The sequence below is a fragment of the Pandoraea fibrosis genome (assembly GCF_000807775.2).
Lineage (GTDB): Bacteria > Pseudomonadota > Gammaproteobacteria > Burkholderiales > Burkholderiaceae > Pandoraea > Pandoraea fibrosis.
In genome coordinates this window covers 4,619,839-4,634,833 of sequence record NZ_CP047385.1, presented here as the reverse complement: position 1 = coordinate 4,634,833, position 14,995 = coordinate 4,619,839, and the positions used below count along the sequence as shown (strand labels likewise).

Annotated in this window: 11 protein-coding genes; 1 reads left to right on the top strand and 10 read right to left on the bottom strand. The window is 64.5% G+C overall.

Annotated elements, in window-relative coordinates; all coding sequences use genetic code 11:
* Positions 1-10: 10 nt before the first annotated feature.
* The 5 genes from PI93_RS20470 to PI93_RS20450 form a co-directional block, all read right to left on the bottom strand.
* Positions 11-1,213, bottom strand: coding sequence for a glycosyltransferase (locus PI93_RS20470; protein WP_039369894.1), 1,203 nt, complete (start codon positions 1,211-1,213; stop codon positions 11-13).
* Complete coding sequence (gene hpnA / locus PI93_RS20465; RefSeq protein WP_039369897.1) at positions 1,210-2,205, bottom strand: hopanoid-associated sugar epimerase; 996 nt, start codon at positions 2,203-2,205, stop codon at positions 1,210-1,212. The genes PI93_RS20470 and hpnA overlap by 4 nt, the downstream gene beginning before the upstream one ends.
* Positions 2,206-3,327: an adenosyl-hopene transferase HpnH gene (hpnH, locus tag PI93_RS20460; RefSeq protein ID WP_039369899.1), complete on the bottom strand. Its 1,122-nt coding sequence runs from the start codon at positions 3,325-3,327 to the stop codon at positions 2,206-2,208.
* A gap of 23 nt (positions 3,328-3,350) precedes the next feature.
* Complete coding sequence (ispH, locus tag PI93_RS20455; RefSeq protein WP_039369902.1) at positions 3,351-4,310, bottom strand: 4-hydroxy-3-methylbut-2-enyl diphosphate reductase; 960 nt, start codon at positions 4,308-4,310, stop codon at positions 3,351-3,353.
* A gap of 357 nt (positions 4,311-4,667) precedes the next feature.
* Positions 4,668-5,315 (bottom strand): MlaC/ttg2D family ABC transporter substrate-binding protein, encoded by a 648-nt coding sequence (locus PI93_RS20450; protein WP_039369906.1) that lies wholly within the window; start codon positions 5,313-5,315, stop codon positions 4,668-4,670.
* 239 nt (positions 5,316-5,554) lie between these two features.
* Here PI93_RS20450 and hpnN point away from each other — a divergent pair, with 239 nt between their 5' ends.
* Positions 5,555-8,185 (top strand): hopanoid transporter HpnN, encoded by a 2,631-nt coding sequence (gene hpnN, locus PI93_RS20445; RefSeq protein ID WP_039369909.1) that lies wholly within the window; start codon positions 5,555-5,557, stop codon positions 8,183-8,185.
* A 97-nt stretch (positions 8,186-8,282) separates the two neighbouring features.
* Here the strand turns inward: hpnN and dxs are convergent, their stop codons facing one another.
* Genes dxs through PI93_RS20420 form a run of 5 tightly spaced genes read right to left on the bottom strand, consistent with a single transcriptional unit; the run spans position 8,283 to position 14,986 of the window.
* Positions 8,283-10,199, bottom strand: coding sequence for a 1-deoxy-D-xylulose-5-phosphate synthase (gene dxs, locus PI93_RS20440; RefSeq protein ID WP_039369912.1), 1,917 nt, complete (start codon positions 10,197-10,199; stop codon positions 8,283-8,285).
* Between the two features lie 22 nt (positions 10,200-10,221).
* A complete protein-coding gene (locus tag PI93_RS20435) occupies positions 10,222-11,295 on the bottom strand; it encodes a 2-aminoethylphosphonate aminotransferase (protein WP_039369915.1) in 1,074 nt (357 codons plus the stop codon).
* A gap of 46 nt (positions 11,296-11,341) precedes the next feature.
* Positions 11,342-12,523 (bottom strand): phosphonopyruvate decarboxylase, encoded by a 1,182-nt coding sequence (gene aepY, locus PI93_RS20430; RefSeq protein ID WP_039369918.1) that lies wholly within the window; start codon positions 12,521-12,523, stop codon positions 11,342-11,344.
* Positions 12,516-14,225, bottom strand: a complete 1,710-nt coding sequence (gene aepX / locus PI93_RS20425) for a phosphoenolpyruvate mutase (protein WP_039369921.1) — start codon at positions 14,223-14,225, stop codon at positions 12,516-12,518. Before aepX ends, aepY begins: the two co-directional genes overlap by 8 nt.
* Positions 14,222-14,986: a phosphocholine cytidylyltransferase family protein gene (locus tag PI93_RS20420; protein ID WP_039369924.1), complete on the bottom strand. Its 765-nt coding sequence runs from the start codon at positions 14,984-14,986 to the stop codon at positions 14,222-14,224. Before PI93_RS20420 ends, aepX begins: the two co-directional genes overlap by 4 nt.
* Positions 14,987-14,995 lie beyond the last annotated feature (9 nt).

The following is a 14,995-nucleotide window of genomic DNA, read 5'->3' as shown; positions in this document are numbered from 1 at the left end:
GTGAGGGGGGCTACACGTCCGACGATTGCTGTCCGCGAGCCTGAGCGCGTCCCTTCCACATGCCGCCACGACCGCGCCAGTGTTGCAGCGCGGAGTCGAACGTAAAGACGGTGTAGAGCGCGGCGACCAGCGGCAGCAATGGCCCGAAGCTCGACGGCTGGCGATAGAAGCGCAACATCGGCAGGTACGACAGCGTCATTGCGACCCAGGCGAAGAGGCCGAGCCACTGCGCAATGCCCGACGCAAAGATCGTCATCGCCGGTGGCACGATGAACGTGAGCAGCAGCGAAACGATCGTGCCCGCGAGCAGCACCGGCGAGTACTGCAATTGCGCGTAGGCGGTGCGCGACACCATCTTGCGAATCTCGCCGAGGTTGTCGTATGGACGCACGCTCACTGCACGCTCCGTCAATCCCAGCCAGATCGCACCTTGCTTCTTGAGCAGGCGTCCCATGGCGCAGTCGTCAATGATCTCGTCGCGAATCGCTTCGATGCCGCCGCCGGCTTCGAGCGACGCGCGGTGGATCAGCATGCAGCCGCCAGCGGCCGCCGCCATGCGCTTCTTCGGATCGTTGACCCATGCGAAGGGGTACAGCATCTGGAAGAACAGCACGAAGGCGGGGATCAGCGTGCGCTCGAACCACGCCGTGCAGCGCAGCTTCGCCATGAGCGAGACGAGCACTCGCTTGTCGCCCGTGGCGCGGGTGACCAGACGGCGAACGTTCTCGGGGGTGTGTGCGATATCCGCGTCGGTGTGTAGCAAATAGTCGGGGGCGATGCCGTCGTCGTTGGTGCCGGGATCGCTCGCGAACGCGACGCCTTGGCGTACCGCCCACATCTTGCCGGTCCAGCCGCCGGGCAGCGGTTGACCGCCGAGCACGTCGACACGACGCGCGAACCCGTCGGCAGCCGCACGGGCGGCGGCTTCGCGGGCGAGGTCGGCCGTGCCGTCGTTGCTTTGATCGTCGACGACGACGATGCGCAACCGTCCCGCATAGTCTTGCCGGCATAGCGATTCGACCACCTGTCCGATCGATTCCGCCTCGTTGCGCGCGGGAATGACCACGGCCACGGCGGGCCAGGTGTCGGGCACGGGCAAGCGGTCTTCGTCGAGGTCGTCGCGTTCGCGCGCACGCCAGAAGTCGCCCTGGGAGCTAAGCAGATAGATCCAGATGGCCAGCGAAAGCGCGGCGATCCAGGCCAAAACAGTCATGACAGATATCCGGCAGAACCAAACCAGGCAAGCGCGTCGCGCAGGCCTTCGGGATAGGGGCGGGCCGTGTAGCCAAGTTCGCGCTTCGCCTTTTCGGACGAGAAGAACATGTGATAGCGCGACATCTTCAGGCCATCGACCGTGACGAACGGCTCTTTGCCCGTGAAGCGGGCGACGCCTTGCGCTGCCATGGCGAGCGGATAGAGCGGCCAGCGCGGCAGCGCGATCGTCGGGGCCTTGCGGCCGACCATGCCGGCAATGGTCGCGAGCATGTCGCGCAGCAGGACGTCGTCGCCGCCGAGAATGTAACGCTCACCGATGCGGCCTCGCTCGAGGGCAAGCAAATGCCCCTCGGCGCAATCGTCGACGTGCACGAGATTCAGGCCGGTATCGACGAACGCGGGGATTTTGCCCTGCGCGGCTTCGACGATGATGCGCCCGGTGGGCGTGGGCTTGATGTCGCGCGGACCAATCGGCGTGGACGGGTTGACGATCACGGCGGGCAGGCCGTCGCTAGCGATCATTCGCTCGACCAGACGCTCTGCCGCGACCTTGCTGCGCTTGTACACGCCGATGGTCGTGGCTTCGTCGTTCGGGGAGGTTTCATCGACGGGACCGGTGGCGTCGTGCACACGCAGCGTGGCAACGCTGCTGGTGTACACCACACGTCCGACGCCTGCACGCAGCGCGGCTTCCATCACCGTGCGCGTGCCGTCGATATTGGCTCGCATGATGTCGTTGGGATCTTTCGCCCACAGACGATAGTCGGCGGCGACGTGGAGCAGGGCATCCACCCCGGCGAGCGCGCGTTGCATCGAGGCCGCATCGCGCATGTCACCTTCCACGACTTCAACGGGCAGGTCGGCGAGGTTCGCGCGCGGACTGGTGCCGCGCACCAGCAGGCGAACCTCGTGACCGCGCGCGAGCGCCGTGCGTGCTACCGCAGAACCGACGAACCCGGAGGCGCCGGTGACCAGCACACGCGACGGCATTTACGCCTTTGCCCGGCGCAGTTCGTCGAGCTTGATCTCGACGTGCTTCGAGAACACGAACTCGGCCGGACGCTGCTTGGCGAACGAGACGTCTTCGGCCATCGGACCTTCGGTGCGCACGCCCTTGAGCGCCACACCCAGCGCGCGCAGCGGACGCGTGAGCGTCTCGTTCACGGCCGTGGCTTCGAAACCGCTGTGCACCATGCAGTCGGCGCACTTTTCGTAGTTGCCCACACCGTACTTGTCCCAGTCGGTGGTGTTCATCAGTTCCGTGTACGTCTTGGCATAGCCTTCGCCAAGCAGGTAGCACGGACGCTGCCAGCCGAACACGGTACGCGTCGGGTTGCCCCACGGCGTGCAATGGTACGAACGGTTACCGGCGAGGAAGTCCAGGAACAGGCTCGACTGGCTGAACGACCAGTTCTTGCCGCCGTTGCCGCGCTTGAGAATGTCGCGGAACAGTTGCTTGGTCTTCGAACGGTTCAGGAAGTGCTGCTGATCCGGCGCGCGCTCGTAGGCATAACCCGGCGAGACGGTGATGCCGTCGAGGCCCAGATCCTTCGTCGAATCGAAGAACTTGGCGACCTTCTCCGGATCGGCGTTGTTGAACAGCGTGCAGTTGATGTTCACGCGGAAGCCCCGCGACTTGGCCAGCTTGATGGCGGCCACGGCGCGGTCGTACACGCCTTCCTGCGACACGGCGGCGTCGTGCATTTCACGATCGCCGTCGAGGTGAATCGACCAGACGAAGAACGGGCTCGGCTCGTAGTCGTCGATCTTCTTTTCGAGCAGCAGGGCGTTCGTGCACAGATAGACGAACTTCTTGCGCGCGATGATGCCCTTGACGATCTCCGGCATCTCCTTGTGCAGCAGCGGTTCGCCGCCGGCGATCGAGACCACCGGTGCGCCGCACTCGTCCACGGCGTCGAGCGAGTCCTTGAGCGAGACGCGCTGATTCAGAATGGGATCCGGATAGTCGATCTTGCCGCAGCCCGAGCAGGCGAGGTTGCAGCGGAACAGCGGTTCGAGCATCAGCACCAGCGGGTAGCGCTTGTTGCCCTTGAAGCGTTGCTTCATCAGATAGGCGCCAACATACGCCTGTTGCAGGAAGGGGATGGCCAAGTTCGGCTCCTGTTCGTGTTGCGTTAGCCAGCGACCGCGTGTTGTGCGGCGACCGGCTCGTTTTTAATCAATTCCGACGGCAGGCGAAACTGGATGGTTTCCTCGATGCCGTCCATGAGAGTCACTTCGACGGTGTCGATGCGACGCAGTGCGTCGATCACGTCTTCGACCATTTGCTCGGGAGCAGAGGCCCCGGCGGTGATACCGATGCGAGCCTGACCACGCACCCATTCCGGATTCACCTCGGAGCCGTCGGCCACGAGATAACTCGGCAGCCCCATTTCGGAGCCGATTTCGCGCAGGCGGTTCGAGTTCGAGCTGTTCGTCGCCCCGACCACAAGCAGTACGTCCACACGCTCGCACAGCTCGCGCACAGCGGTCTGGCGGTTCTGCGTGGCGTAGCAGATGTCCTTGGTGTTCGGACCGACGATATTGGTGAAGCGACGTTGCAGCGCAGCAATGATACCGCGAGTCTCGTCGACCGACAGCGTGGTCTGGGTCACGTAGGAGAGCGGCGTATTGTCGGCGAGCGGCAAGGCGTCGACATCTTCCTCGGTCTGCACGAGATGCACAGGACCGTCGATCTGGCCCATCGTCCCCTCGACTTCGGGGTGGCCCGCATGACCGATCAGAATGACTTCTCGGCCGGCAGAGACATAGTTCTTGCCTTGAATGTGCACTTTGGTGACGAGCGGGCAGGTGGCGTTGAGCACCTTCAGGCCGCGCGTCTGCGCTTCCTGCTCGACGACACGGGCGACGCCATGGGCGCTGAAAATCGTCACGGCGCCCGCAGGCGCTTCGGACAACTCGTCGATAAAGCGCGCGCCCTTCGCCTTGAGCGAATCGACCACATGTTTGTTGTGGACGATCTCATGACGGACGTAGACCGGGGCGCCGTATTTTTCCAGGGCGCGTTCCACGATCTCGATGGCACGTATGACACCCGCACAAAACCCGCGGGGTTGGGCAAGGAAGACTTGCATTCAGCTCTCCGGCTCAGGTCGGCCGGGATGGCGGTGCTATCGGGTGTCCAAGTCGTGAAACTCTGGCCTCATGGAACGCGCGGCGCCAGTTTTGATGGCAATTCGCGCACACCCCGGGGGGACCGCCGTCCGGTCGTTTGACAAGCAGCGATTGTAACCGCCGCGGCCAAATTCTGCTGACGACCCCCTGTGGGAAAACGCCAGCGACTGTTGCATAAGTGTTGACGAATCGACGCTTATCTGGAACGGATCTGCGTCGATCCTGCCGTCAAGTGGCCGAACGCTGGCCGGGTGCACCGCGGCGCACGCCCCGGGTAGGGTGTGCCAGCCACGATACTTTCCGGTAAGTCGTTGATTTTATTTGCCGAAACGCTCGTTTTTCTCGCGCAGATAGGCGATCAGACTGTCGATCCCACCCTGAGCGATGCGCGCCTTGAACTGCGGCTGATACAACTGGATGAGCCACGCGTTGGCCACGTTCTCGCCCATCATGTTGATGTCGTAGATCTTCCAGCCCTTGTCGGTCTTGGCCAGACGGTAGGCGACCGAAAGATTGTCGCCGGTGCCGCTCACCGATGCGCCCACGACGACATCGGTACTGTTCGCCGTGAGCTTGGCCGGCTCGAACTTGAACGAGATCTGTGTGCCGCGGACCTGCGAGAGTTGCAGCGCAAAGGTGTTCACGAGCAACTGCTGGAACTGTTCGAAGACCTGCTGCTGCTGGGCCGGGGTGGCGGCATCGAATGCCTTCGGGCCGACGGCATAGCGCGTGGTGCGGAGAAAGTCGGTGTAAGGCAGGAAGTCACGGGCCACGACACGCGCCGTCGCGCTTACGTCGCCGTCACGGGCGGCCGGGTCGGCCTTGGCCCCCTTGACGACCGTCTCGACCGCCATTTTGACCATGTCGTTCGGATTGGCGCTGCTCGCCTGTGCCCAGGCGCTTGAGATACCACCGATGCCGCTCAATGCGACGGCAGCGGTTGCCGTCACCAAAAATTTGTTCATACCAGCTCGTCTTCGTCGGTTTTAGTCGGTTAAAACGGGTAGGCCCGTAGTGTAGTGCACGCGGCCTTGTATACTGCTGCGATTTTGCAAATTCACCGTTTCCTCGTTTTCCATGGGCTGATCGACGGATTTTCTGCGCGATTGGTTCCCCGGCGCATCGGATCCATAACGTTTCGTGACCTTATGGATCGACGCGGCCGAAGGCGAGGGCGGCCTCCACTTTCTTCCGGAACCGCTACATGCTGACTTCGCTCGTCGTGCGCATCGTCCGTTTTTCGGCGAAGCACGCGTACCCAGTCATCTTCGCCTCTCTGCTGCTCGTGATTGCGAGTTCTGTGTACGTCGCCAGGCACTTTGCGATCAACACTGACATCTCGAGCCTGATCGATTCGAATACGCCCGCTGCCGAACGTGGTCGTGAAATCGATCGCGCATTCCCGCAAAAGGCTGACATCACGCTCGCCGTGGTGCAGGCCCCGGCCGTGGAATTCGCCGATCGGGCCGCCGCCGAACTGGCCGAGAAGCTCTCGACCGAGACGGACGTGTTCCGGTCGGTGAGCCGCCCGGGATCGGGCGAATTCTTCGCACACAACGCGCTGTTGTTTGCGTCGCTCGACGACGTGAAGTCGCTGACCGGCAAGCTCGAGGATGCCAAGCCACTGCTCAACCGTCTGGCGCAAGACCCGAGCCTGGCGGGCCTGTCGAACCTGCTCTCGGTCACGTTGCAGACCCCATTGCTCACCGGGCAGGTGAAGCTGCCGGACATGGCGCGTCTGCTCGGCAACGCAGCCGATACAACCGAGGCGGTGCTGGCAGGACGTCCGGCGGGCATGTCGTGGCGCGCGCTCGTGGCGCCTGACACCGTGGCGCGCAGCTACGTGCAGGTGCAGCCAGTGCTGGACTACGCCGCGCTCGAAGCCGGCGCCAATGCCGCGACCCGCATTCGCGACGCCGCGGCCGATCTGAAGCTGGCAGAGCGCTATGGGGCAACGGTGCGCCTGACGGGCCCGCGTCCGCTGTCCGATGAGGAGTTCGCATCCGTGCGTGAGGACGCCGGGCCGAACGCCATCATCACGCTGCTGGCCGTGCTCGTGGTGCTGTGGCTGGCGGTGCGCTCGGGCAAGATGATTCTCGCCGTGTTCCTCACGTTGCTGGCGGGGCTGGTCGTCACGTTTGCGCTGGGTCTGATGATGGTCGGCGCTCTCAACATGATTTCGGTGGCGTTCGCCGTGCTGTTCGTGGGCATTGGCGTGGACTTCGGCATTCAGTTCGGGGTTCGCTATCGCGAGGAACGTCATCGTCTGGACGGCGACGGCAAGTCGACGAGTGACGAGGTGCTTCGCGGTGCGCTCGCCGGCGCAGGCAAGGCGATTGCCATGCCACTGTCGCTGGCCGCAGCGGCCACGGCGGCGAGCTTCTTCTCGTTCCTGCCGACGGATTATCGCGGGGTGTCCGAACTGGGTCTGATCGCGGGCGTGGGCATTTTGTGTGTGGCCTTCCCGTCCGCTATCACTCTGCTGCCCGCGCTCATCAGCGTGTTCAAGCCGAAAGGCGAGGCGAGCCCGCCCGGCTTTCGCAGCCTGGGCCCGGTCGACGAGTTCACCGAAAAGTACCGCAAGCCGCTCCTGTACGGCACGCTCGCGCTCGTGGTCGCTGGCCTGCCGCTGTTGGCGCATCTGCACTTCGACTTCAACCCGTTGCATCTGAAGGACCCGAAAACGGAATCGATGGCAACGCTGCTGGATCTGGCCAATTCGCCGGAAGCCGGGGTGAACGACGTGCAACTGCTCGCCCCGAACCTCGATGCCGCCAATACCGATGCCGCGAAGTTGCGCGCTGTGCCGGAAGTCGGTCGCGTGGTCACGCTCACCACGTTCATGCCGGCGGAGCAACCAGCCAAACTTGCGCAGATCGGCACGGCGGCCGCGTCGCTACTGCCGGTGCTCTCGCAAACCCCGCTGGCGCCTGTGCCTGATGCGGCTCGCGTGTCATCTCTGAAGACGGCTGCGGGCCAGTTGGAAGACGCCGCGCTCGATCATCCTGGCGAAGGGGCGAAGGAGGCCCAGCGTCTGGCCGCGGCCCTGCGCAAGCTCGCGGCGGCCGACGCTGCCACGCGTGAGCGTGCGGATCGCGCAATTGCCGAGCCGTTGAAGCTGGCCCTCGGTCAGTTGCGCGATGCGCTGCAACCGCGTGAAGTCACGCGCGAATCGCTGCCCAAGGACATCGTGTCGCAATGGGTCGCCGCCGACGGGCGCGCGCTCGTGAACATCTCGCCGCATGTGGCGAAGGGCGCCGATCCGAGCGACGACGCCATGCTGCGCAAGTTCAGTGCCGCCGTGCTGGCGACCACGCCAGACGCCGTGGGTGGCCCGATCTCGATCCTGCGCTCGGCCGACACGATCATCCGCGCCTTCATCGAGGCGGGCATCTGGGCGCTGCTTTCGATCACTGTGTTGTTGTGGCTGGCGCTGCGCAACTTCGGCGACGTGCTGCGCACCCTGGTACCGCTGCTGGTCTCGGCGGCCGTCACGCTGGAAATCACGGTGCTGATCGGCTTGCCGCTGAACTTTGCGAACATCATCGCGCTGCCATTGCTGCTCGGTGTCGGCGTAGCGTTCAAGATCTATTACGTGATCGCCTGGCGCGAGGGGAAGACGCAATTGCTTGCGTCGAGTCTGACGCAGGCCATCGTGCTCTCCGCAGCAACGACGGGCATCGCCTTCGGGAGCTTGTGGCTGTCGCACCACCCCGGCACGTCGAGCATGGGCAAGCTGTTGGCGCTCTCGCTCGTGTGCACGTTGATCGGGGCGGTGTTCTTCCAGCCGGTGCTCATGGGCAAGCCGCGCGAGAAGGATGCGCCGTCGACGTAATGGCGGCGGATTGACGACGACGGTTCGATGCCGTCGAGGCAATGAAAAACGGCACCGAAAGGTGCCGTTTTTCGTGCTGAACGCGCTGAAACGACGCTCAGGTGGGGGAGGGCACTGCCTCCACCTTGCCGCCAAGACGCTCGGCCAGTGCGCGACGAATCGATGCGGCGATGCCCTGTGCATCGAGTCCGACGGACGCGAGTTGCTGCGCCGGCGTGCCCTGATCGATGTACGTGTCGGGCAATCCCAGTTGCAGCACCGGCACCAGTACGCCATGGGCATTGAGCACTTCGACACAGGCGGTGCCCGCGCCGCCCATCACCGAGCCCTCTTCAAGCGTGACGACGAGGTCGTGCGTGCGTGCCATGTCGAGCAGCGTGGCCTCGTCGAGCGGTTTGACGAAGCGCATGTTGACCACGCTCGCATCGAACTCGCCGGCGACCTGCTCGCCTAGTGCCACCATCGAACCGAATGCGAGAATCGCCACGCGGCGGCCCGCCGGGGCAGCGCTCTCGCGACGCACCTGCGCGCGGCCCACAGGCAGCGTCGACAGGCCGGTCTCGGTGTTCACGCCCGGCCCGGTGCCGCGCGGGTAACGGACTGCGCTGGGACCCTCGATACCGAGCGCGGTCTGCAACATCTGACGGCATTCGTTTTCATCGGCCGGCGCCATGACGACCATGTTCGGAATGCAGCGCAGGTACGCCATGTCGTAGGCCCCTGCATGCGTTGCGCCGTCGGCGCCGACGAGACCGCCCCGATCGATCGCGAACACGACCGGCAGGTTTTGCAGTGCTACGTCGTGAATCACCTGATCGTAGGCGCGTTGCAGGAACGTGGAGTAGATCGCCACCACGGGCTTGAGCCCCTCGGTCGCCAATCCGCCTGCAAATGTCACCGCATGCTGCTCGGCGATACCGACGTCGTAATACCGTTCAGGGAAGCGTTTCTCGAATTCCACGAGCCCGGAACCCTCACGCATTGCCGGCGTGATGCCGACGACACGTTTGTCGGCCGTCGCCGCATCGCACAACCACTCACCGAAGATCTGCGTATAGGTTTTGGCCGAGACCGTGCCCGGTGCCGCAGGACGAATCCCTTCGCTCGGATTGAACTTGCCCGGGCCGTGATACAGCACCGGATCGGCTTCGGCGAGCTTGTAGCCACGGCCTTTGCGCGTCACGACGTGCAGGAACTGCGGGCCCTTGAGCGCCTTGATGTTCTCGAGCGCGGGAATGAGCGCGTCGAGATCGTGACCGTCGATGGGACCGAGATAGTTGAAGCCGAACTCCTCGAACATCGTGCCCGTGGGGGAGACGATGGCCTTGGCGTGTTCTTCGAGCTTGTGCGCCAGTTCGCGCATCGGCGCGGGGGCATTGCGCAATAGATGACGCACGCTCTCCTTGCCGGCCGAATAGAACTGCCCGGACATGAGGCGCGTGAGGTATTGATTGAGCGCGCCAACCGGCGGCGAGATCGACATGTCGTTGTCGTTGAGCACAACGAGAAACGGCAGGTCGTCGTAGACGCCGGCATTGTTCAGTGCTTCGAATGCCTCACCGGCAGTCATCGCACCGTCGCCGATCACGGCAATCGCGTGTCGCTTCTCGCCTTTGACCTTGCTGGCGAGCGCCATGCCGAGTGCAGCCGAAATCGACGTGCTCGAATGCGCCGTGCCGAACGTGTCGTAGGGCGATTCGTCGCGCTTCGGAAAACCCGACAGGCCCTGCCATTGCCGAAGGCTCGGCATGGCGCCGCGGCGGCCCGTGAGGATCTTGTGCGGATACGTCTGATGGCCCACGTCCCACACGATGCGGTCATTGGGCGTGTCGAAGACGTAGTGCAGTGCGATCGTCAACTCGACGGTGCCCAGATTCGACGAGAGGTGGCCGCCGGTGCGCGAGACGCTGTCGAGCACGCAGGCACGCAGTTCGTCCGCCAGACGATGCAAGTCGGCGCGCGAGAGCGCGCGCAGCTCGGTTGGGGATGGGATGCTGGCTAGCAAATCGGTCATGGCTGAACGTCCGTCCCCGCGCTCACTTCACCAGTCTGGCGAAGGAAGCCAGCAGGCGATCGATGTCGGCAGCCGTGAGATTGCCCATCGTCGAGATGCGGAACAGTTCCTTGGACAAGCCGCCTTGTCCCGCGTAGATCACGAAGCCGTCGGCCTTGAGCCAGTCGTGCAGGCGCGCATAGTCGACACCGGCGGGCAACTTGTAGGCCCGCAACACCACCGATGACTCGCTCGCCCGCAATGCGCTATCGATGCCCAGCGCCGCGAGACCGGCGCGCGCCTGCTCGGCGAGTGCGCCGTAATGCGCATGGCGCTTTTGCCAGCCGCCGGCGTCGTCGAGTTCGCGCAGCGCTTCGACCAGCGCGTAGTACGCATGTACGGACGGCGTGAACGGCGTATTGCGTTCGGCCTGAAGTTTGGCGAGGCGCGCAATGTCGAGGTAGTACGTGCGGCTGGCGGCCTTGGCAAGGGCGTCCTTGCGCACCATCACGAACGACACGCCCGGCACGCCGTGCACGCACTTGTTCGCGGTGGCGGCAACGGCCACGATGCCCGAATCGTTGAAATCGATGGCTTCGGCGGCAAAGCTGCTCACGCCGTCGACCAACAGACCGATGCCACGCTCGCGGCAAGCGGCGGCGATACCGCCCAGATCGTTCAGGCGGCCCGTCGTCGTCTCGTGGTGAATGATCGCCACATTCGTGTACGGACGATCCCCCGCCGTGTCGAGCTTGTCCACGATCTGCGCGAGATCGGGCGCTTGCATCCATTCGAAATGAATGACGTCGTGGTCGATACGGTATTGCTTGGCGATCTGCGAGATGCGCTCGCCATACACCCCGTTCTCGACGATCAGCAGCCGGCCGCCTTCCGGCACGAGACCTGCGGTCATGCTCTCGACGGCTGCGGTGCCCGAGCCGGTCATCAGCACTGGCGTCCACACGGCCGGGTCGAGACCATAGACCGCCGTGAGGCGGGTGCGGGCTTCATCCTGCAGGTCGAAGAATTCGGGCTCGCGGTGGCACAGATCGGGTTGCAGGAGGCTCTTGCGGACGCGCTCGGTCAGGGTAACGGGGCCCGGATTCAGTAACAGCATGGCGAAGCTTCCTCGGCAGATTTTGTGAATTGGGGGACGCTCAGGCTTACGCCCGAGCGCGTGGTGCAATGTGGTCCATCAGGCGAGCCTTCACGGCTTCCGGCGTGACCTTCGGGCGCGGCAGCCCGTCGGGCGTGCCCGGACGCGTCGTCAGGCAGGCAAATCGCGGACCTTCGTTCAGGCTGACCGTGCGGCTGTCGAACAATTGTTCGATGACGTCGAGCGTGTCGCCTTCGAGCGCAAGCGCGTAGCCGCTGGCGGCCGCAATGCCCGCAAACGACACCGTCGGCGACACCGTCGCCTGAGCGCCGGTCGAGTCGTGCGACGCATTGTCGAGCAGCAGGTGCACGAGATTGGACGGGCCGTAAGCGCCGAGCGTGGCAAAGGCGCCCATGCGCATGAGCGCGGCACCGTCGCCATCGAGCGCGACCACGCGCAGGTCGGGACGCGCCAGCGCGAGGCCCAGCGCCAAGGTGGTCACGCAGCCCATCGAGCCGACCATGTACAACTGGTTGGCGCGGTCGTCGAGTGCGTACAGCTCGCGGCCGCAGAAGCCGGTCGACGCCAGCACGACCGTGCCTTCGAGCGGTGTGTGGGCGATGACACGCTCCAGCGCGTCGCGACGCGTAGGCATCTCGGACGGGGCGACGCCCTTCACCAGCGATACCGGTGCGGGCTGTGCCGGGCGCGCGGGGCGCTCGACCGGCTGTAGCGGGTAGGGCGCTACGCTGCCCTTTTGCATCACGAGCGCGTAGGGGCGGCCGGTCTCATCCATATGACGGACCGCGCGCTCCAGCGCCGGGGCAATCGCCTCGGGCTGCGTCGGGAACAACTCCCAGGGCACCTCCATCAGATCGAGCATGGCCGGCGTGATCGGGCCCATGAGCGCATGTTGCGGTTCGTCGGTAATCCCCGGCTGGCCACGCCACGTCACGATCAGCAGTTGCGGCAGACGGAAGGTCCACGTGAGCGACGTGAGCGGGCTGACGGCGTTGCCGAGGCCCGAGTTCTGCATCATCGTGACCGAGCGTGCGCCGCGGCCTTCTCCCAGCGTTGCCCCGGCAGCGATCGCGACGGCGTCGCCTTCGTTGGCCGCTGACAGGTAATGCAGCGAGGGGTCCTGCAATACGTAGTTGATAAACGGCGTGAGAAACGAACACGGCACGCCGGTGTACCAGGTGAAGCCGTGTTTGCGTGCGGCTTCGACGAACTGTCCGGCCTCAATCACCTTGCGCCTCCGGGGCGGCGCCGCTGAACGGCGTCTGACCATGGGCGAAGTCGGTCGCGCGGCGGAATTCTTCCATGTCGTTGACACCGCGCCAGTGTCCATGCACGTATTGCACTTCGATCCTGGCGCCATCGGCGGCCAGCGCGTTGATCAGTTCGGGCATGCCGAGTTGATCGAAGTCCGGGCGAGCCTGCAATGCCGCGAAGACGCGTTGCAGTTGCGCGCGGCCGTCTTCGCCACGCACCCCCAGCAGGCCGATCCAGCGGCCATTGGGCGTGCGTCCGGCGTCCTCGGCGTTGCCGCTGATCTTCTCGAGCAGCACTTGCTGGCCGAACAGGCCACGGTCGTCGCCGGCCGAGCAGTACGCGAAGTCGCGCACGCTGGCGTTGGCGGCATTGGCCGTGGTGGCGGCCGTCGAGTCGACGACGACCGTGAAGTCGGCATCGCTCTCGACCAGATCGCGCACGATGTAGCTGCGGAACAGCAGGTCGCCGTAGGAGATGACGGTGTCGTGCGTGAAGGCGTTGGCCACCCGGGCAAGCGAGGCGAGTTCGCCGGTTTCGGCGTGACGCTCGTTCACGGCGAGGGTAATGCCGGCAGTGTCGATGGCATCGGCACGATAGCCGCCCACGACCGTGATGTCGTTGACGCTCTGCTTCTTGAAGCCGTCAACCAGCCAGCGCAGCAACGGCTTGCCAGCCACCGGCAACATCACCTTCGGCCGGTCGGTCGTCACGCTCTCGAGGTTCTTGCCACGGCTGGCGGCCAGCACGATGGCCGAGCGCGGTGCGTTCGCTGCCGACAGGTATCGGTCTTCCGCTTCGGTGTATTCGTCGGCATCTTGCAGGCGGAAGATCTCGTCGACGGTCGCGATACGGTCTTCGACGTTGATGAGCGTCTCGCTGCGGTGGATCTCGGCGGCCACGGCCTGCATGGCCGACGTTGCTGCGCGAATCAGGTGGTTCGCCCAGATCACGACGCTGATGCCCGCTTCGCGGAACACATCGGTCGGCGTGCTGTAGTACTTCGTCGGCACGATCACCAGCGGGCAGCGGTTATCCCACTCGCGGGCGAATTGCACGATTTCGTCGGCACGCTTGAGTTTGCTGTGGATCAGGATCGCGTCGGCGCCGGCCTGACGGTAAGCCTCGGCACGGCGCAGGGCTTCTTCCATGCCCCAGCCGGCGATCAGCGCTTCGACACGCGCCACGATCGAGAAATCGTCGTCGGCCTGCGAGTCCTTGCCGGCCTTGATCTTGCCGCAGAACTCGTCGATGTCGGCAAGCGGTTGGCGCTCGCCGCCGATGAAGCTGTTGGTCTTCGGGAAGACCTTGTCTTCGATACACACGCCGGCCACGCCACGCTGCTCGAGCTTGCGCACGAGGCGTCGCATGTTGTTGAAGTTGCCGTAGCCGGTGTCGCCGTCGAGCAGAATCGGCAGGTCGCTGGCGTCGGCCATGAATTCGAGGTTGTCGACGACTTGCGTCCAACTGGCTTCATTGTTGTCGCGCACACCGAACTGTGCCGAGATGGCAAGGCCCGATGCCCAGATTCCCTTGAAACCCGCCTCGCGCACGATACGTGCGGACAGGCCGTTATGGGCTTCCATCAGGAATTCGAGCTGATTGCTGCGCAGCATGGCGCGCAGTTGCGACGCGCGTGTGGCCGTCGGCGGGAGGGTGAAAGCGTCGGGAGCGTTCATTCGGACACCATCGTGAGCGGTTCGAGTTGCGGCAGCACCTGTTCGGCGGCGCGCTTCACATCTTCAGGGTAGTCGATTTCGATCCACGGGAAGCCCGTGACGTCGGCGGTTTCGAATTGCGCGCCGCGCTCAAGCAGCAGATCGCGCACCGCTTCCTCGTGCGGCATCTTGGCGCGGCCCGATTCGACGTAATCGCGCGTGATTTCCGCGAGACGCGTGGCCGTGGCTTCGTTGAAGCGGAAGAAGCCGACCGATTCGCCCACCGTGTCGTACTCGAGGCCGACCATGACCTGTTTGCGCAGCTCGACCGGCACGCCATCGCGCAGGCACAGCTTGACCGGCTCGTCGCCCACTTCGAAATCGCGGTCGATCAGCAGACGGTTGGCCGTCTTGCCTGCAACGAGTGCATTGAAGATGCGTTGGTCGTAGAGCACGTCGGCATCCATCACGAGCACATCGCCGCCAGCGGTCATCGCGTCGGCGGCGGTATGCAGCGTCAGCACGCTGCCGAGATGGAAGTCGGGGTTGAGGCGGATTTGCGGGCGCGGCGTCCAGTCCAGACGGTCGAGCGCTTCGCTCACTTGCTCGTGATGGAAACCGAGCGCCAGCACGACGTCGGTAATCCCGGCCGCCGCGAGCATGCGCAGATGGCGCTCTAGCAGCGACATGCCGTCGAACGGCAGCAGGCACTTGGGCGACTGCTTGTCTTCGGGCTGGAGCAAACGCAGGCCCATGCCTGCTGCGAGAATGATGGCCCGCATGATGAGTAT

Coding starts and splice junctions, on each gene's coding strand:
- PI93_RS20450 (WP_039369906.1), bottom strand. CDS start 5,315: ATGAACAAATTTTTGGTGACGGCAACCGCTGCCGTCGCATTGAGCGGC.
- PI93_RS20435 (WP_039369915.1), bottom strand. CDS start 11,295: ATGCTGTTACTGAATCCGGGCCCCGTTACCCTGACCGAGCGCGTCCGC.
- PI93_RS20420 (WP_039369924.1), bottom strand. CDS start 14,986: ATGCGGGCCATCATTCTCGCAGCAGGCATGGGCCTGCGTTTGCTCCAG.
- aepX (WP_039369921.1), bottom strand. CDS start 14,225: ATGAACGCTCCCGACGCTTTCACCCTCCCGCCGACGGCCACACGCGCG.
- ispH (WP_039369902.1), bottom strand. CDS start 4,310: ATGCAAGTCTTCCTTGCCCAACCCCGCGGGTTTTGTGCGGGTGTCATA.
- PI93_RS20470 (WP_039369894.1), bottom strand. CDS start 1,213: ATGACTGTTTTGGCCTGGATCGCCGCGCTTTCGCTGGCCATCTGGATC.
- hpnN (WP_039369909.1), top strand. CDS start 5,555: ATGCTGACTTCGCTCGTCGTGCGCATCGTCCGTTTTTCGGCGAAGCAC.
- hpnA (WP_039369897.1), bottom strand. CDS start 2,205: ATGCCGTCGCGTGTGCTGGTCACCGGCGCCTCCGGGTTCGTCGGTTCT.
- dxs (WP_039369912.1), bottom strand. CDS start 10,199: ATGACCGATTTGCTAGCCAGCATCCCATCCCCAACCGAGCTGCGCGCG.